This window comes from Lelliottia sp. GFLA7, assembly GCF_056490165.1.
Genome location: NZ_JBWLAQ010000001.1, coordinates 975,067 through 993,007 on the forward strand (window position 1 = coordinate 975,067; position 17,941 = coordinate 993,007).

Genomic DNA, 17,941 nt, shown 5'->3' on the forward strand with positions numbered 1-17,941 from the left:
AAAAATGCGCCCCTACTGTGGGCGCATTTTTTCATTAGTTACTGTGTTTTTGCTTTCGGATTCACATCCATAACCTGAATCTCATAAACCATCGTCGCATTTGGTGGGATATCAGGAGCGCTACCCTCCTCACCGTACGCAAGCTCTGGTGGCACGACCATCTGGAGCCGACCCTGTTTATTCATTTTCATAATGGCGGACTGGAACAGCGGCGGGAATTTATCCAGCGGCAGAACCAACGCTTTGCCCATTTTGCTCATGTCTTTTATGACTTTGCCACCCGCGAGGCTTTCCTTCACAACAATCGCAACAGTGTCTGTCTTTTCAATTTTACCTTTGCCCTTCGCAGTCACACGGTAGTAATAGCCCATTTCGGATTTTTTAGCGCCCGGCTGTTTGCTGAAGGAAGTCATATAATTCTGACCTTTATCCTCGGCCACCTCTTTCTTCGCGTCCGACGGATGCGAGGTGACTTCTTTATCCATTTCTTTAAGTGATGCCACCATCTTTTCTTTAGGTATCTTGAACTTGCCCTGCAAGAAATCAGAGACACCACTCGCCACGTGCTGGCGCGAGAGAATAAGGCCGTCCGCTTCCATTTTATTCAACGATCCCAGAACCTCTTGTCCCCAGAACGCCCCCAATGAATAGGCTCGTACATCTTCCTTAGTCTGAGGTACTGGAGCATCGGTAGATGCGGCTTTGACATCGCTGCGCAGAGACGCGAGTTGTTTATCCTGCTCTCCCAGTTTGGAACTGGCGTCATCCCATTTTTTCTTCAGCTCATTTCGCTGACTCTCGCTATCCGTCAGCGCTTTCTGGGCATCCGCAATCGCCTTTTCTTTCAGAGAGTTATCAGCAGAGAGCGTTGCCATTTTTTTATCTTGCTCTACAGATTGCTTTTGATTGCCGTCAAGCGACTTTTGCAACTGCGCAAGTTTCGCTTCGCTTGCTGTGAGACTCGCGCCGAGCGTCGCAAGCTCAGTCGTCTTACCGCTTAACTGTTGGTTGGTTTTCTGCGAAGCGTTCTGCAATTCCGCGCGCTGTTTTTCGCTTTCGGCAAGGGATTTCTGTGTCGCCGCCAGGTCTTTGGCCTGTTTGTCCTGCTCTTGTTTAAGATCGCTTATCTGTTTCAGCATCTCTTTGGCGCGACTCTGACTTTCCGTCAGAGACTTGTTCAGCTGCGCGACCGCGCCTTCTTTATCAGCACCGGCGCTCATCAGCGACGCCATTTTCGTCGTGGCATCGTCACGTTGCTGGGAGGCCTCTTGATACTGTGTTTGCAGTTTACTGCGCTGCTGTTCGCTATCCGCCAGTGCTTTCCCGGCATCAGCAATTGCTTTCTCTTTAAGGGCGATAACGTCACTCAACGCTGCCAGTTTTTTATCTTGTTCAACGGATTGCTGTCGATTGCTATCAAGCGATTTTTGCAACTGCGCAAGTTTCGCTTCGCTGGCTGTAAGACTCGCACCAAGCGTTGCAAGCTCACGGGCCTTGTCGCTTAGCTGCTGGGTCGTTTTCTGGGAAGTATTCTGTAATTCCGCGCGCTGTTTCTCGCTGTCGGAAAGGGATTTCTCTGTTGCCGCCAGGGCTTTGGCCTGCTTGTCCTGCTCTTGCTTGAGCTCGCTTATCTGTTTAAGCATCTCTTTGGCACGAGCCTGACTTTCCGTCAGTGATTTGTTCAGTTGCGCGACCGCGCCTTCTTTATCAGCACCAGCATTCATCAGCGACGCCATTTTCTTCGTGGCATCGTCACGTTGCTGAGCGGCAGCCTGGTATTGCAACTGTAGCGCGCTGCGCTGTTTTTCGCTCTCTGCTAGCGCGTTCCGGGCATCTATAATCGCTTTCTCTTTTACGCCCATATCCGCAGTCAATGCAGCCATTTTTTTATTCTGCGTGGAGGATTCATTTTGATTTCCATCCAGCGATTTTTGCAGCTGCGCAAGTTTCGCTTCACTAGCGGAGAGGCTCGCACCGAGCGTCTCTAGCTGACTGGTTTTGTCGCTTAGCTGCTGGGTGGTTTTCTGCGAAGTATTCTGTAATTCCGCGCGCTGTTTTTCGCTGTCGGAAAGGGATTTCTCTGTCGCCGCCAGGGCTTTGGTCTGTTTGTCCTGCTCCTGCTTGAACTCGCTAATCTGTTTAAGCATCTCTTTAGCACGACTCTGGCTTTCCGCCAGTGATTTTTTCAGTTGCGCGACGGCACCTTCTTTATCAGCTCCGACGTTCATCAGCGACGCCATTTTCGTCGTGGCATCGTCAAGTTGCTGAGTGGTAGCTTGATATTGTGCGAGCAGTTCGCTGCGCTGTTTTTCGCTTTCTGCTTGCGCTTTCTGAGCGTCGGCAATCGCTTTCTCACTGGCCGTTTGCTCAGCTGCATATTTTGCTTTCAGCTCAGCTATGACTTTTTCTTGTTCAGCTTTGAGAGCAGACAGTTCAGTACTGGCCGTACCTGGTTGCGTTGGAGGAGTGTGTAATCGAAGACGCGCGATCTTCTTTGCCGGCGTTTTGTGATGCCGTTCCTCCGGAACCGCAGATGATTCCGGAGGTGCAGCGGGTGCTGCAAATAATATAGCGGGAATCTCGCTGGATTGAGCCGTTATTGAATCCAGCGATTTTATTGTCTCTCCATTATCACTCGCCTGAGCGAGTGGAGTGACGGTGCTAATGATTAAAGCGGGTAATGCAAAAAAAAAAGAGGCTTCATGCTGAACGCACTCATTTAAAGTTTTCTCCACGACTTATAAGTGCTTGTTGCACTGTTTGCTGAATATCGCTACACAGCTTTTGGGTTCGGTATTTAAAAAGCGCATCCATGGTATCTTTGGTTTGCGAAGCAATATCCCCGCGAACAGAGGCGTAAACGGACGCACTTGCTAATAAATCATCAAAGGCTGCCTTTTTTTGAACATACAAACGGCCATTGATTTTTGATAAGGCAGTCAACTCACGCTGACAGTTAGTCACGGAGCTATCGGACGCCATTTCAACAGGTGTTCCCGCAGGCTTGATATTCGTGTTAGTTGAGCCACCCTGCGCGGGTACGGAGCTTGAAACTGCCTGAGCGGATTGACCCGCTGGCGTCACTTTACTCTTCGGCTTACTCTGACAACCCGTTACCACCAGAATTGTTGAAATCGCAACCAACGCTAAAAAAGGCTTTCCCGCACAGTTATTGAGTTTGTCAAACAAAGTCACAATATTACCCTCATAAAATCCATTCTGGATCACATTACAAAACTGCACGCCTAACATTATCTGGAATGGAAAGCGCAGCATTATAGGATGAATAAGATTGCGTAAACAATCCCCGCCATTATCAACTAAACCCTGTTTGTTGTCCAAAAATGGACGCTAACAATAATGTCCTTTATAACTCAAGCCCCTATCCAAAATCATCCGATTCCCTTTATCCGTTAAAATAAATCTAATGAAACCCTTCAACAATTCATCACTAAAATTAATATTTCACTGATAAATATCGCGCATTGTTTTGGGCCAATAATGGGAACATTGTTTTACGGGGAAAGAGACGCTGTGAACGGGGTGTTTAGGCAGAGTGATGTTAAAAGCGAGGTTGCCCGGCAAGCATTGCGCCGCCGGGCATGGCAGAATTATTTACGACGCCAGATAGTGCCCTGCGGCCCATCTTCCAGAACAATGCCCATTTCCGTCAGACGATTACGTGCAGCATCTGCTGCCGCCCAGTCTTTCGCCTGACGCGCTTCCAGGCGTGCAGTGATCAACGCTTCGATTTCGGCCACTTCGTCACCATCATTCTGCGCACCGCTTTGCAGGAAGGTTTCTGGATCTTGCTCCAGCAGCCCCAGCACCGCTGCAAGCTTACGCAGATGAGAAGCCAACGCATCCGCCGCCGACACGTCTTCGACTTTCAGACGGTTTATCTCACGCGCCATGTCAAATAGCACTGAGTAGGCTTCCGGCGTGTTGAAATCATCGTTCATCACGTCGATGAAACGTGCTTCGAATGCTTCGCCGCCAGCAGGTGCGACGGATTTGTCAGTGCCACGTACCGCAATGTACAGGCGCTCCAGCGCAGAGCGAGCCTGTTTCAGGTTCTCTTCGCTGTAGTTCAACTGGCTGCGGTAGTGGCCAGACATCAGGAAATAACGCACCGTTTCGGCATCGTAATATTTCAGCACGTCACGCACAGTGAAGAAGTTATCCAGTGATTTGGACATCTTCTCGCGATCGACCATCACCATACCGGAGTGCATCCAGTAATTAACGTACTCGCCGCCGTGTGCACAGGTAGACTGCGCAATTTCGTTCTCATGGTGCGGGAACATCAGGTCAGAACCGCCGCCGTGAATGTCGAAATGGTTACCCAACTGTTTACAGTTCATCGCTGAGCACTCGATGTGCCAGCCCGGACGCCCTTCACCCCATGGCGATGGCCAGCTCGGCTCACCTTCTTTGGACATCTTCCACAGCACAAAGTCCATCGGATTACGTTTAACGTCGACGACATCGACGCGCGCGCCAGCCTGAAGTTGCTCAAGATCCTGACGTGAAAGCTGACCGTAACCTGGATCGGTTGGGACCGAGAACATCACGTCGCCGTTGCTGGCCACATAGGCATGACCGCGCTCGATGAGCTTTTCGGTGATCTCGATGATTTCATGAATATGGTGGGTCGCACGCGGTTCGCTGTCCGGACGCAGAATATTTAATGCATCAAAATCTTTATGCATTTCGGCGATCATGCGATCCACCAGCGCGACAAAGCTTTCACCATTTTCATTAGCGCGTTTAATGATTTTATCATCAATATCGGTGATATTGCGCACGTACTTCAGGGTGTAACCTAAGAAACGCAGGTAGCGAGAAACCACGTCGAATGAGACGAAGGTACGGCCATGACCAATGTGACAGAGATCGTAGACGGTAATACCACACACGTACATGCCGACTTCCCCGGCATGAATAGGTTTGAATTCCTCTTTTTGGCGCGTCAGAGTATTAAAGATTTTTAACATCAAAGATTCCATGTAAACGTGTGTGGATCGTAAAGACCGTATAATACCTATAATTCGGGATAGGATCAGCACGCAATGCAAGGTGATCGCATCCTGCGGTTATGCTATAACAAACCCCTATATGTGACCCTTATATGGGTCGAAGCACCACTATAACGGAACAGGATGAAAAAATGGTTACTTTCCACACTAATCATGGCGATATCGTCGTCAAAACTTTTGATGATAAAGCGCCTGAAACAGTTAAAAACTTCCTGGACTACTGTCGCGAAGGCTTCTACAACAACACGATTTTCCACCGTGTGATTAACGGCTTTATGATCCAGGGCGGCGGTTTCGAGCCTGGCATGATCCAGAAAGACACCAAAGAAGCGATCAAAAACGAAGCGAATAACGGTCTGAAAAATACCCGCGGTACGCTGGCAATGGCCCGTACTCAGGCTCCGCACTCTGCAACTGCGCAGTTCTTCATCAACGTAGCAGACAACGACTTCCTGAACTTCTCCGGCGAGAATCTGCAGGGTTGGGGTTATTGCGTGTTCGCAGAAGTGGTTGAAGGTATGGACGTTGTTGAGAAGATCAAAGGCGTTTCTACTGGCCGCAGCGGTATGCATCAGGACGTTCCAAAAGAAGACGTTATCATTACAAGCGTGACTGTCAGCGAGTAATTGGTGGCGACACTCTTTATTGCGGATCTGCATCTGCAAACAGAAGAACCGGCGATCACCGCCGGTTTTCTGCATTTTTTACAGGGTGAAGCGCGTTCAGCGGACGCCCTGTACATTCTGGGCGATTTGTTTGAGGCCTGGATTGGCGACGACGACCCGAATCCCCTGCATCATGACATGGCTGCGGCGATCAAAGCCCTGGTCGACTCCGGCGTTCCCTGCTATTTCATTCACGGCAATCGCGATTTTCTGATCGGCAAACGCTTCGCTCGCGAAAGCGGCATGACGTTGTTGCCCGACGAAAACGTGCTCGAATTATATGACCGCAAGGTCCTGATTATGCACGGCGACACGCTTTGCACCGACGACACGGGCTATCTGGCATTTCGCGCTAAAGTCCACACGCCCTGGATTCAAACCCTGTTTCTGGCCCTGCCTCTGTTTATCCGCAACCGTATCGCCGCCAAAATGCGTGCGGGCAGTAAAGCGGCAAACAGCAGCAAATCCATGACGATCATGGACGTCAACCCGCAAGCGGTCGTTGAGGCGATGGAAAAACATCGCGTGCAGTGGTTAATTCATGGTCACACCCATCGCCCGGACGTGCATCAACTCACCGCCAACGGCGAACCTGCGCATCGCGTTGTATTGGGTGCCTGGCACAGCGAAGGTTCGATGGTAAAAGTCACGTCAGAAGGCGTAGAACTCATCCAGTTTCCGTTTTAATCAACTCGCCTTTTTGCCGCCATTCCGGTGACGCAACCGTTTTCCTTGCCTGTATATCATGCTATTCTCTGTGCCCTAAAAGCAGTGTGTTCCGCACCACAGGAGTTTTAAGACGCATGTCCTCCCGCAATAATCCGGCGCGTGTCGCCATCGTGATGGGGTCCAAAAGCGACTGGGCTACCATGCAGTTTGCCGCCGAAATCTTCGAAATCCTGAACGTTCCGCACCACGTTGAAGTGGTCTCCGCGCACCGCACCCCCGATAAACTGTTCAGCTTTGCCGAAGGCGCAGAAGAGAACGGCTATCAGGTGATTATTGCCGGTGCGGGCGGTGCAGCACACCTGCCCGGCATGATTGCCGCCAAAACGCTGGTTCCGGTTCTCGGCGTACCGGTGCAAAGCGCAGCCCTGAGCGGCGTCGACAGCCTTTACTCCATTGTTCAGATGCCACGCGGCATTCCGGTCGGTACGCTGGCGATTGGTAAAGCGGGCGCGGCGAATGCAGCTCTGCTGGCGGCACAAATTCTGGCGACGCACGATAAAGCCTTGCATCAGCGCCTGGTGGAATGGCGTCAATCGCAGACCGACGAGGTGCTGGAAAACCCAGACCCACGAGGTGCAGCATGAAACAAGTTTGCGTTCTCGGTAACGGTCAGTTGGGTCGAATGCTGCGTCAGGCAGGTGAACCGCTGGGTATCGCCGTCTGGCCCGTTGGGTTGGATGCAGAACCAGAAGCCGTGCCCTTTCAGCAAAGCGTCATCACCGCTGAAATTGAGCGCTGGCCCGAAACGGCATTAACGCGTGAACTGGCGCGTCACAACGCCTTTGTTAACCGCGATGTCTTCCCCATTATTGCTGACCGTCTGACACAAAAACAGCTGTTCGATAGGCTGAATCTCGCCACCGCGCCGTGGCAATTACTCGCGAGTGAAAGCGAATGGCCTGCCGTTTACGATAAGCTGGGCGACTTGGCTATCGTGAAACGTCGCACGGGCGGCTACGACGGACGCGGCCAGTGGCGTTTGCGCCAGCACGAAACCGCAGAACTGCCGACGGATTGCTACGGTGAATGTATCGTTGAACAAGGCATCAATTTTAGCGGTGAAGTCTCGCTGGTTGGCGCGCGTGCGCATGACGGCAGCACAGTTTTTTACCCACTGACGCACAACCTGCATCAGGACGGAATTCTGCGCACCAGCGTCGTATTCCCGCACGCCGATGCCGGGCAGCAGGCGCAGGCAGAAGCCATGCTCTCAGCCATCATGCAAGAGCTGGGTTACGTGGGCGTTATGGCGATGGAATGCTTTATCACGCCTGCGGGTTTGCTGATTAATGAGCTTGCTCCGCGCGTGCACAACAGCGGGCACTGGACGCAAAACGGCGCGTCCATCAGCCAGTTCGAATTGCATCTGCGGGCGATTACCGACTTGCCACTGCCGCAGCCGGTGGTGAACAGCCCGTCGGTGATGATCAATCTGATTGGTACTGCGCTGAACTATGACTGGCTGAAGCTGCCGCTGGTTCATCTGCACTGGTACGACAAAGAGGTGCGTGAAGGGCGTAAAGTCGGTCACCTGAACCTCAACGATGACGATACGGATCGTCTGAGCGCAACGCTCGAAGCCATCGTTCCCCTGTTGCCGCCAGAATACGCCAGCGGCATTGCCTGGGCGCAGAGTAAGCTTAACTAGTTCACTTGCTCTAACTCTTTCGCATTTCAGAAGTGAATCCCCGGTCACAGTGACCGGGGTGAGCGAGCGCTGCCCACGCCTATGAAACGTGGATAATAACGGGTAAGTTGACCTTCCCTTTCCCCGGCGTACAATCCCCGCCCATTGCTATTTTGCTTTCCTCAGGAATTCATCATGAACGATGGGATGGACTATCGTGCGATCCTCGCGAACGATACCCCTTTAATTGACGTGCGCGCGCCCGTCGAATTTGCGCAGGGCGCGATGCCCGCGGCACTCAACCTCCCGCTGATGAACGACACCGAACGCGCTGCCGTAGGCACCTGCTATAAACGTCAGGGACCAGAAGCCGCGCTCGCGCTCGGCCATCGCCTGGTGAACGGTGAAACCCGCGAACAGCGTATTCACGCCTGGCGCGAAATCTGTCTGGCGAATCCGCACGGCTATTTTTGCTGCGCGCGCGGCGGACAACGCTCGCACATCGCGCAGGCATGGGTGAAAGAGAGCGGGATTGATTATCCGTTGATCGCAGGCGGCTACAAAGCGCTGCGCCAGGCGGCGATTCAGGCGACCGACGCGCAGGTGCAAAAGCCAATGGTGCTGATTGGTGGCTGCACGGGGAGTGGAAAAACATTGCTGGTAAAACAGCATCCCGACGGGATTGATCTCGAAGGGCTGGCGCATCATCGCGGCTCATCGTTCGGTCGCACGCTTCAGCCTCAGCTATCACAAGCCACGTTTGAAAATCATCTCGCGGTTGATCTGCTAAAGAAAGATGCGGCCCGCTGGGTGTTTGAAGACGAAGGACGGATGATCGGCTCTAACCATTTGCCGGAATGCCTGCGTGAACGTATGGCGCAGTCAATGATTGCGGTGGTAGAGGATCCCTTCGAGGTGCGTCTTGAGCGTCTGCGCGAGGAGTATTTCGAGCGCATGTGGCAGGACTTTGCGTCGGCTTATGGCGAAGACGCAGGCTGGCAGGAATACGGCGAGTATCTGCACCACGGTCTTTTCGCCATCCGCCGCCGCCTGGGGTTACAGCGTTTTGCCGAGCTAACCGCATGGCTGGATTGCGCTCTCATCGAGCAGCGGCAGACAGGCAGTACCGAGGCGCACTATGCCTGGCTTGCGCCGCTGCTCAATGACTATTACGACCCGATGTACCGTTATCAGCTTGAGAAAAAAGCCGACAAGATTGTCTATCGCGGGACGTTTAACGACGTGGCCGCCTGGCTGGCGGCCTAATGCGCTAGCGCCGATCCCGTTTATCGGCACGTTTCGCCAGCCAGTCACCCAGCACCTGAACGATCTGCACCAGAATAATCAGCGCAATCACCGTGACCACCATGACCTGGGTTTCGTAGCGGTAATAGCCGTAGCGGATCGCCAGATCCCCTACTCCGCCGCCGCCGACAATCCCCGCCATCGCAGAGTAGCCGATCAGGCTCACCAGAGTGATGGTCAAACCGCGCAGCAGTCCGGCGCTCGCTTCCGGCAATAATACCGTGCAGATGATGCGCATCGGGCTGGCACCAAAGGCTTCCGCCGCTTCGATAATGCCTTTATCCACTTCGCGCAGCGCGCCGTCCACCAGACGGGCATAAAAGGCAATCGCCGCCACGGAAAGCGGAACAGACGCCGCAATCGGACCAATGGTGTTGCCCAGCAGCAGTTGTGTGAGCGGCAACAGCAGCACCAGCAGAATGACAAACGGCACCGAGCGGATGATATTGACCAGCACGGAGCTGACCAGATACACAACGCGGTTTTGCCAGAACAGATTTCGGTCGGTGACAAAAATCAAAAAGCCCAGCGGCAGACCGCCAATAATCGCCAGTACCGTTGAAATGCTCAACATCTGGAAAGTTTCGTTAAACGCCAGGCCCAGATCGGCCACTAAATCATCCACGGATCACCTCCACCTGTGCGGTACGTTGACGGATATGTTCCACAGCCAGCTCCACGGCGGACGGGTTGTCCTGCGCGGTCAATTGCACCACCAGAATCCCCAACGCGCGTTCACCGATGTACTCAATCTTGCCGTGCAGAATATTCACCGCGACGCCAAACTTCACTGCCACCTCCGATAACACCGGCTGTTCAGCAGAATCGCCAATAAACAGAATCTTCAGCAGCTGTCCCGGAAGATGCTGGCGCAAACGTTCGGGTAACGTCAGATTCAGCGTGTGCGACACCAGTTGCTGGGTAAACGCGTGTTGCGGATGCGCAAACACATCGAACACCTCGCCCAGCTCGACCACTTCGCCACCGGACATCACCGCCACGCGATCGCAAATGGATTTGATCACGTTCATCTCGTGGGTGATCAGCACGATCGTGATCCCCATCTGCTCGTTGATCTTTTTCAGGAGCGCCAGAATGGTGGCCGAGGTTTCCAGATCCAGCGCAGAGGTCGGTTCATCGCAGAGCAATACGTCAGGATGATTCGCAATACCGCGAGCAATACCTACGCGCTGTTTCTGCCCGCCGCTCAGTTGTACCGGATAACGATTAGCTTTATCGGTCAGCCCGACTAATGCCAGAATTTCCGCGACGCGCGGCGCAATTTTACTGCGCTCCCAGCCTGCGGCTTTGAGGCTGAACGCCACGTTTTGCGCCACCGTGCGGGTATGCATCAGGTTGAAATGCTGGAAAATCATGCCGATACGCTGACGCGCTTTGCGCAGATTTGCGCCGTCGAGCGCTGAAATTTCTACACCGTTAACGTTCACGCTACCGGCGCTTGGGCGTTGTAGCGCGTTCAGCGTACGTAATAGCGTGCTCTTGCCCGCCCCGCTGGTGCCGACAATGCCAAAAATCTCGCCCGCCGCAATGGTCAGGCTGACGTCTGATACCGCGCGGGTAGAAGGTCCGCGTCCCGTTGAAAAATCAACGCACACCTTATCTAACTTAATCATGACTACCTCAGAAATGCGAAAAGGGCAGACTCGGCTGCCCTGTTTTTCAAACACGCGATTACGGTTTTGCTGCCGTCATCCAGTCTGGTTTCTGGAAAGCGGTATAAACATTTTTCGGATCGTCGATAACGGCGCGATACGCCGGGGACTGCACCACTGCCACGATATCTTTGGCGAAGGGTTTATCCGCATCTTCCGTACGCACGGCAATAATGTTTTTCAGATTTTCGTCGAGGTGTTCCTGCGCCAGAGCGCTGGAAAGATCTAACCCGGCAGCAATCGCAAAGTTCCCGTTGACCAGCGAAGCGGTCACGCTATCCAGCGTGCGTGGCAGCTGCGCGGCTTCCAGCGGCTTGAACACCAGCCCTTTTGGGTTACTGGCAATATCACGCTCGGAGGCTTTGGTCGGATCGATATTGTCTTTGATGGTAATCAGCTTCAGCGATTGCAGGAACCGCAGGCCACGCGCCAGATTGGTGGGGTCGTTAGACAGCGTGACGATATCGCCCTTTTTCAGTTCATCCAGGCTCTTGACCTGACGCGAATAAAAGCCCATTCCGGCCGTGGGTACGGTCAGCAGTTTGGTGAGCTTAAGCCCTTTATCGGCAGTAAATTTGTTGAAATACAGCGAGTGCTGGAACAGGTTGGCATCGATACTGCCGTTGGACAGCGCCATATTGGGCTGGACGTAATCGCTAAATTCACGCACGACCACTTTATAGCCTTTCTCTTTCAGTGAAGGGGCAATCGCCTGCTTCACCATATCGCCGTACGGCCCCGGCGCAACGCCGAAGACGATAGTGTGCGGATCGCTGTTAGCGTGAGCGGCCTGCATACCGCAGACCAACAAAAGTGCACCGACTGCGGCGCGAAACGTGTGACGTAATCCCATGAGATCTCCATTTCAAAGCGGTGTAGCGTTGTGTGAGTGCCCCGTACGATGCGGCGCAGTTCCCGTTAACATGACACAGATCACAGGCCGCGTCCTTGAAATTATTTCATGATGTTGCTGAATATGTCTTTGAATGTACAGGAGATGGGTTATGCGAAAGGTGAATAAGCAGAGGTCAAAAATGGGAATGCCGGGCGGCAAAATACCGCCCGGGCAGACGACTTAGAAGTCGTAGCGCAGACGCACCAGGTTCATATCGCCCAGATTGTCGGTGCTGGAGGTAAATACGTGTTCGTAATCAACACGGAAACCGTAATCCAGCTGGAAACTAATACCCACGCCGTTGTCGATGCGTTGGTAGTTGCGACCATTCACATACTCAATGCGATCGCCCATGAAGTAAGGCTGTACGGATTTAAGCGCATACTGACCCACCGGGATTTTGTAGCCCGCAAAGTACTCAATACCCCACGCATCACCGGCGAAGTAATCATTCACTGACACTTTTTTGGTGGTCATAAAGTTCTGATACCAGCCGCCGCCGACGGAGAAGGTCCAGTTGTCCGGCGTCCAGCTCAGCGCCGTACCCAGGATGTTCTGGTCGTACGTTTTGCTGTCGCCATTATCCGGGTTACGCATATCCGCGCGAGTGTAGTTCCACGCTGCACCCCAGGTCAGATCGGTGGTCAGATGATAATCCAGACCCAGTGAACCGCCGCCTTTACGCTTGTAACGCAGGCCGTTGCCCGGCAGGTATTCGCTGTCTTCAAACAGGTATGAGGCGTAAATATCCGCATCGCCGACGGTTTTCTTGTATTTCAGCATCTGGCGTGAACGATAAGAGCCGTCGTAGTCGCCGTTGATCCCGTTACCGGATGCCTGGCCGACCATATCGTAGTCCCAGATATCAGTCTTCGCGCCCACTACATCATAGTAAACACTGTTCTGTTGACCGAAGGTCAGCGTACCCCAGGTGTCGCTTTTCAGGCCGGTGTAGAGCATGCGGCGAGAGGTATCATGCGCACCTTCTGCATAGTGATGATCCCAGTTGAACTGCGCAGGAATATTCACGCCCAGCTCGTAGTAGCTCACCCAGCTGATGTCATCAAACAGGTAATAATCGGTCGCAAAGCGGAAACGCGTACCGCCGTCAAAACCGTTACGTTTATAGCTGTTTTTACCGTCGTCGCCGGTCATATTCTGGAACTGTGGACGAATACTGCCGCCTACGGTGAAGTTGAGGCGGCTCAGCGGATTACCCGCCTGAGGATCTTGCTTAAGAACGGTGATTTCCGCTTGTGCTGCGAAAGACATCAATGCCACTGCTGCGCCGATCGTTGTCGCCAGCGCTGTTTTAGTTATTGTCATTATTATTCCTTGATAGACACGCTGCTAATTATTTAGCAGCAGAATAATATCCGGAATTAAACGACTCGTGGGGACGGTTTTTAAATGATTTGTGCTGCTAAAAGGTGAGGTATTATCGTTTTGTGCTATTAAATGATTACGCACCAGTATATAAACCGGTGCGTAATCATCACGAAAGGTAACTAACTCACGAACTGGCGGAACAGCGCTTTGCCTTTTAGCAGACGTGTGCCAAGCCAACCGCCACACAGCGACAGCAGCAGCGCGCCGCACACCGGCAGAATCAGCCACAGACGCCAGTCAGGCTCCCACGGGAAATCGAACACCCGTGTTTGCAGCACCGCCAGCGCGGTCTCTGCGCCTATCGCCGCCACCAGCCCCGAGACAAATCCCAGCAGGGCAAACTCGCACCACAGCGTTGTACGCAGCAGTTTTTTGCCTGCCCCCAGCGTGCGATAAACCACCAGCTCCTGATGGCGCTGACGCATTCCCACCTGCACCTGCGCCAGCAACAGCAACACGCCGCAGGCCGTCACCAACACCACCATCACTTCCAGCGCACGGCTGACCTGCTCCAGCACCTGCCCGACCTGTTTCAGGATCGCGCCGATATCCAGCAGGCTGACCGTCGGGAACTCGCGGTTAAGCTGCGTCAGCATGCCGTTACCGTTTTCCCAGCGGAAGCTGGTGAGCCAGCTTTGCGGCTGTCCTTCCAGCGCGCCGGATGGGAAGATAAAGAAGAAGTTCGGGCGCAGACTTTCCCAGTCCACTTTGCGCAGGCTGGTCACTTTGGCGCTAAAGTCCTGCGTGTCGCCGGTGAACGTGACCGTATCGCCAAGCCCCACTTTCAGACGCCCTGCCAGCCCCTCTTCCATCGACACTTCACCCGCTTTCGGCGGCCAGCTTCCGGCGGTGATCGGGTTGTGATCCGGGCGTTTGTCCTGCCATGTCAGGTTCAGCTCGCGGTTGAGTGACTCATCCTCACTGCCTTCCGTCGCCTGCCCGTTGATTTGCGTCAGACGCGCGCGAACGATCGGATAGAACGATTCCGGCACAATCTGGTGCTCAGACAAGAACCCTTTCAACGGCGTGACCTGTTCCGGCGCGATGTTGATCAGGAAGTAGTTCGGGCTTTCCGGCGGAAGCTGTTGCTGCCAGCGGTCAAGCAGATCGCCGCGCAGCACCAGCAGCATCGCCAGCAGCATAAACGACAGCGAGAACGCCGACAGCTGGCTGAGCGTGGACCACGGCTGGCGCAGCAGTCGGTTTATTGCCAGACGTACCGGCAGCGATTTGACCGTCAGTCCTTTCAGGACGTTGAGCAACATCCAGCCCAGCACGCCGCACAGCAGCGCCAGTACCACCGCACCCGCCAGCACGGCCCACAGCAGCATACTGCCGCCCATCAGCCAGGCGAGTAAAAGCACCACAATGGCGACAACAATCGGCAGGTAGAACTTCATCGGCCAGACGCTGGCGACCGCATCGCGACGCAACACGCGCAGCGGCTGGGTGGCGAGCAACAGCCGATACGGGCGTAAGCCCACCAGCAACGAAATCACCACCATCGCGCCGATAGACCACAGCCACGGCCACAGGCTGGCAGGCGGGAGCTCCGCGGGCAGGACCGGTTTGAGCAGCAGCATCAGCAGGTTTTCAAACAGCAGGCCGATTATCCCCCCCGTGGCGGCGGAGAGCGCCAGCACCATTAGCCATTGGCCGACGATCAGCTTGCGCAGTTGCGCTCTGCCCGCCCCCAGCGTTTTGAGGATCGCCACCAGATCGTAGCGGCTGCGGCAATAATGCCCCATCGCCACCGCAACGGCGGCCACCGCCAGCAGCATGGTCAGCAGCGCTGAAAGCAGTAAAAATTGCTGCGAACGTTCAAGGGATTTGCCCAGTGCACCGTCGTCCTGCTCAAGACCGATCCAGCGATGCTCCGGTTTTAACTGCGGCAAAAGCCACTTTTCGTAGGACTCAAGCTGAGCAGGCGTGCCGCCAAACTTGTAGCGCCACGTGACGCGACTGCCCGGCTGAACCGCACCGGTTTTTTCCACGTCCGCCGTGTTCATCAGCAGGCGCGGCGCCATCTGGAATGGGTTAAATCCGGAGTCCGGTTCCTGAACCACTTCTCCTGAGATTTTCAGGGTGGCGTCACCCACATCAATATTGTCGCCGGTTTTCAGATTCAGCAGCGCCATCAGACGCGGGGCAAGCAGCACGGAACCAGCGCTTGGCTTCAGGCCCGGCGGATTGGTCTGCAAATCACCGTACATCGGATAGACATCGTCGACGGCTTTAACGCTGGCTAGCTGCGGGGTATCGGCAGCAAACGTCATGGTCTGGAAAGTCAGCTGTTTGCCCACTTTCAGTCCAAGCGTGCGCGCTTCATCAATCCAGGCCTGCGGTACGTCGCGCGAGCTGCTCAGCGTTCTGTCGCCAGCCATAAACTCGCGGCTTTGCTGACTCAGCCCTTTCTCCATGCGATCGCTCACGCTGCCGAGCGCCAGCACGCAGGCCACCGCCAGACTCAGCGCCAGCCAGACAATCAGCAGCGAAGGCGAACGCCATTCTCGCCAGAACCAGCGTGCAATCATGCTTCCTCCTGCAATTGCCCGTTCACCAGACGCAGACGCCGATCGCAGCGTGCCGCCAGTTGTGGATCGTGCGTGACCAGAATCAGCGTGGTGCCGTGTTCACGGTTGAGCGAGAACAGCAGATCGGCAATTTTGTCCCCGGTCTGCCTGTCCAGATTGCCCGTGGGTTCATCGGCGAACAACACATCCGGGCGACCATTAAAGGCGCGCGCCAGGGCGACGCGCTGCTGCTCGCCGCCGGAAAGCTGCGCCGGAAGATGATCAAGGCGCTTACCCAGCCCGAGCTGTTCCAGCAACGCTTTGGCGCTGGCACGGCTCTGGCGGGAATTTTCCCCCCGTAGCAGGCCGGGCAGTTCCACGTTTTCCAGCGCGTTAAGTGTGGGGATCAACATGAACGACTGAAAGACAAAACCGATATGCCTGGCCCGCAGCGCGGCACGCGCCTCTTCGTCCAGTTTGTGCAACGGCTGTCCGACAAGATTGACCTCGCCGCTGCTGCCGTCATCCAGACCGGCCAGGATTGCCAGCAGCGTGGATTTACCGGAACCGGATTCACCAATCAACGCGATGGTCTGCGCGCGTTTGACAACGAGTTCAACTCCGGTGAGGATGGACAGCTCGTGCTCACCCTGACCGACGGACTTCTTAAGATGATGAACTGCAACAATGTTTTCCGCTGGCATTTGCCCTTCCTGTTTCTGATTCTGATGACGTTTCGCGCCGCGGCGGCGGACACGTTACTGGTGCTGGGTGACAGCCTGAGCGCGGGCTATCGAATGGCGGCCACAGCCGCATGGCCCGCGCTGCTCAACGATAAATGGCAAACTAAAACGCCAGTGCTGAATGCCAGCATCAGCGGCGATACTTCGCAGCAGGGGCTTGCGCGTCTACCTGCCCTGCTCAAACAACATCAACCACGCTGGGTGTTAGTGGAACTGGGCGGTAACGATGGTTTACGCGGATTCCAACCGCAGCAAACTGAACAAACGCTGCGCAAAATTATTCAGGATATTCAGGCCGCCAATGCGCAACCGCTATTAATGCAAATTCGTCTGCCCGCTAACTACGGTCGCCGTTATAATGAGTCCTTTAGCGCCATCTATCCCAAGCTTGCCAAAGAATTCGATATTCCGCTGCTGCCATTTTTCATGGAAGAGGTCTATCTGAAGCCGCAATGGATGCAGGATGACGGTATACACCCCAATCGCGACGCCCAGCCGTTTATCGCCGACTGGATGGCAACACGGCTGGCCCCACTAGTTAAACATGACTCTTAATTCAGCGGAGATCCTGACAGGTAAAGTTATGCAAAAATCGGTCTTAATAACAGGATGTTCCAGCGGAATTGGCCTCGAAAGCGCCCTTGAACTCAAACGCCAGGGATTTTGGGTGTTGGCCGCTTGCCGAAAACCCGAAGACGTCGAACGGATGAACAACAAAGGCTTTAAGGCCGTTTTACTGGATCTGGACTCCTCAGAGAGTATTGAACAGGCCGCCGCCGACGTGATTGCTCTGACCGGAAATCGTTTATATGGCCTGTTTAATAATGCAGGCTACGGCGTTTACGGCCCGCTGCAAACTATCTCGCGCGAGCAGTTAGAACAGCAGTTTTCAGCCAATTTCTTTGGTATCCACCAGCTCACGATGGCGCTGTTACCGGCTATGCTCCCGCACGGTGAAGGCCGTATCGTGATGACCTCTTCCGTGATGGGGCTCATTTCTACGCCAGGTCGCGGGGCTTACGCCGCCAGTAAATATGCGCTGGAAGCCTGGTCCGACGCACTGCGTATGGAGCTGCGTCATAGCGGCATCAAAGTCAGTCTGATTGAGCCGGGTCCCATTCGTACGCGCTTCACCGAAAACGTCAACCAGACGCAGTCTGATAAGCCGGTTGAAAACCCCGGGATTGCCGCACGTTTTACCCTTGGTCCAGAGGCCGTTGTGGCCAAAGTGCGCCATGCTTTTGAAAGCGATCGTCCCAAATTACGCTATCCGGTGACGCTGGTCACTCATGCCGTCGGCTGGCTAAAACGCCTGCTGCCAGGCCGCATGATGGATAAAATTTTACGCGGTTGAGTTGAAGCC

At 54.4% G+C, this 17,941-nt stretch carries 16 protein-coding genes; 7 read left to right on the top strand and 9 right to left on the bottom strand.

Going from position 1 to position 17,941, the window contains the following annotated elements; genetic code table 11:
• Positions 1–38: 38 nt before the first annotated feature.
• From AC07RN_RS04725 to cysS, 3 genes are all read right to left on the bottom strand, one after another.
• Positions 39–2,735 (bottom strand): FKBP-type peptidyl-prolyl cis-trans isomerase, encoded by a 2,697-nt coding sequence (locus tag AC07RN_RS04725; RefSeq protein ID WP_478335701.1) that lies wholly within the window; start codon positions 2,733–2,735, stop codon positions 39–41.
• Entirely contained in the window at positions 2,716–3,342 is a 627-nt protein-coding gene (locus AC07RN_RS04730; RefSeq protein ID WP_012016385.1) for a hypothetical protein, read from the bottom strand. The genes AC07RN_RS04725 and AC07RN_RS04730 overlap by 20 nt, the downstream gene beginning before the upstream one ends.
• Positions 3,343–3,611: 269 nt before the next feature.
• Positions 3,612–4,997: a cysteine--tRNA ligase gene (gene cysS, locus AC07RN_RS04735; protein WP_478335702.1), complete on the bottom strand. Its 1,386-nt coding sequence runs from the start codon at positions 4,995–4,997 to the stop codon at positions 3,612–3,614.
• A gap of 173 nt (positions 4,998–5,170) precedes the next feature.
• Between cysS and ppiB the strand changes: the two genes are divergently transcribed.
• From ppiB to mnmH, 5 genes are all read left to right on the top strand, one after another.
• Positions 5,171–5,665, top strand: a complete 495-nt coding sequence (gene ppiB / locus AC07RN_RS04740; RefSeq protein WP_059177961.1) for a peptidylprolyl isomerase B — start codon at positions 5,171–5,173, stop codon at positions 5,663–5,665.
• Between the two features lie 3 nt (positions 5,666–5,668).
• Positions 5,669–6,391, top strand: coding sequence for a UDP-2,3-diacylglucosamine diphosphatase (gene lpxH, locus AC07RN_RS04745; protein ID WP_478335703.1), 723 nt, complete (start codon positions 5,669–5,671; stop codon positions 6,389–6,391).
• Positions 6,392–6,507: 116 nt separating this feature from the next.
• The gene (purE, locus tag AC07RN_RS04750) at positions 6,508–7,017 is read left to right on the top strand and encodes a 5-(carboxyamino)imidazole ribonucleotide mutase (RefSeq protein ID WP_012016381.1); all 510 of its coding nucleotides are present in this window, start codon (positions 6,508–6,510) and stop codon (positions 7,015–7,017) included.
• Complete coding sequence (purK, locus tag AC07RN_RS04755) at positions 7,014–8,081, top strand: 5-(carboxyamino)imidazole ribonucleotide synthase (protein ID WP_478335704.1); 1,068 nt, start codon at positions 7,014–7,016, stop codon at positions 8,079–8,081. The genes purE and purK overlap by 4 nt, the downstream gene beginning before the upstream one ends.
• Positions 8,082–8,255: 174 nt before the next feature.
• Complete coding sequence (gene mnmH / locus AC07RN_RS04760) at positions 8,256–9,326, top strand: tRNA 2-selenouridine(34) synthase MnmH (RefSeq protein ID WP_478335705.1); 1,071 nt, start codon at positions 8,256–8,258, stop codon at positions 9,324–9,326.
• A 4-nt stretch (positions 9,327–9,330) separates the two neighbouring features.
• Here mnmH and AC07RN_RS04765 read toward each other — a convergent pair whose 3' ends face one another.
• The 6 genes from AC07RN_RS04765 to ybbA form a co-directional block, all read right to left on the bottom strand.
• Positions 9,331–9,990, bottom strand: coding sequence for a methionine ABC transporter permease (locus tag AC07RN_RS04765; protein ID WP_012016378.1), 660 nt, complete (start codon positions 9,988–9,990; stop codon positions 9,331–9,333).
• Positions 9,983–10,999 carry a virulence-associated ABC transporter ATP-binding protein SfbB gene (gene sfbB / locus AC07RN_RS04770; RefSeq protein ID WP_478335706.1) on the bottom strand — a complete coding sequence of 339 codons (1,017 nt, stop codon included), beginning with the start codon at positions 10,997–10,999 and terminating at the stop codon, positions 9,983–9,985. The genes AC07RN_RS04765 and sfbB overlap by 8 nt, the downstream gene beginning before the upstream one ends.
• 58 nt (positions 11,000–11,057) lie before the next feature.
• Positions 11,058–11,891, bottom strand: coding sequence for a MetQ/NlpA family ABC transporter substrate-binding protein (locus tag AC07RN_RS04775; protein ID WP_478335707.1), 834 nt, complete (start codon positions 11,889–11,891; stop codon positions 11,058–11,060).
• A gap of 222 nt (positions 11,892–12,113) precedes the next feature.
• Positions 12,114–13,259 carry a porin gene (locus tag AC07RN_RS04780; protein WP_478335708.1) on the bottom strand — a complete coding sequence of 382 codons (1,146 nt, stop codon included), beginning with the start codon at positions 13,257–13,259 and terminating at the stop codon, positions 12,114–12,116.
• Positions 13,260–13,441: 182 nt separating this feature from the next.
• Positions 13,442–15,856, bottom strand: coding sequence for a putative ABC transporter permease subunit YbbP (ybbP, locus tag AC07RN_RS04785; protein ID WP_478335709.1), 2,415 nt, complete (start codon positions 15,854–15,856; stop codon positions 13,442–13,444).
• Entirely contained in the window at positions 15,853–16,539 is a 687-nt protein-coding gene (gene ybbA / locus AC07RN_RS04790) for a putative ABC transporter ATP-binding protein YbbA (protein ID WP_478335710.1), read from the bottom strand. Before ybbA ends, ybbP begins: the two co-directional genes overlap by 4 nt.
• Between ybbA and tesA the strand changes: the two genes are divergently transcribed.
• Both tesA and AC07RN_RS04800 read left to right on the top strand, forming a co-directional pair.
• On the top strand, positions 16,510–17,133 hold the full coding sequence (gene tesA, locus AC07RN_RS04795; RefSeq protein ID WP_041689607.1) for a multifunctional acyl-CoA thioesterase I/protease I/lysophospholipase L1: 624 nt from the start codon (positions 16,510–16,512) through the stop codon (positions 17,131–17,133). The genes ybbA and tesA overlap by 30 nt on opposite strands.
• Positions 17,123–17,932, top strand: coding sequence for an SDR family oxidoreductase (locus AC07RN_RS04800; RefSeq protein ID WP_478335711.1), 810 nt, complete (start codon positions 17,123–17,125; stop codon positions 17,930–17,932). Before tesA ends, AC07RN_RS04800 begins: the two co-directional genes overlap by 11 nt.
• The last annotated feature ends 9 nt before the right edge of the window (positions 17,933–17,941 follow it).

Coding starts and splice junctions, on each gene's coding strand:
- ppiB (WP_059177961.1), top strand. CDS start 5,171: ATGGTTACTTTCCACACTAATCATGGCGATATCGTCGTCAAAACTTTT.
- ybbP (WP_478335709.1), bottom strand. CDS start 15,856: ATGATTGCACGCTGGTTCTGGCGAGAATGGCGTTCGCCTTCGCTGCTG.
- tesA (WP_041689607.1), top strand. CDS start 16,510: ATGAACTGCAACAATGTTTTCCGCTGGCATTTGCCCTTCCTGTTTCTG.
- cysS (WP_478335702.1), bottom strand. CDS start 4,997: ATGTTAAAAATCTTTAATACTCTGACGCGCCAAAAAGAGGAATTCAAA.
- purE (WP_012016381.1), top strand. CDS start 6,508: ATGTCCTCCCGCAATAATCCGGCGCGTGTCGCCATCGTGATGGGGTCC.
- ybbA (WP_478335710.1), bottom strand. CDS start 16,539: ATGCCAGCGGAAAACATTGTTGCAGTTCATCATCTTAAGAAGTCCGTC.
- mnmH (WP_478335705.1), top strand. CDS start 8,256: ATGAACGATGGGATGGACTATCGTGCGATCCTCGCGAACGATACCCCT.
- AC07RN_RS04775 (WP_478335707.1), bottom strand. CDS start 11,891: ATGGGATTACGTCACACGTTTCGCGCCGCAGTCGGTGCACTTTTGTTG.
- AC07RN_RS04780 (WP_478335708.1), bottom strand. CDS start 13,259: ATGACAATAACTAAAACAGCGCTGGCGACAACGATCGGCGCAGCAGTG.
- purK (WP_478335704.1), top strand. CDS start 7,014: ATGAAACAAGTTTGCGTTCTCGGTAACGGTCAGTTGGGTCGAATGCTG.
- AC07RN_RS04800 (WP_478335711.1), top strand. CDS start 17,123: ATGACTCTTAATTCAGCGGAGATCCTGACAGGTAAAGTTATGCAAAAA.
- sfbB (WP_478335706.1), bottom strand. CDS start 10,999: ATGATTAAGTTAGATAAGGTGTGCGTTGATTTTTCAACGGGACGCGGA.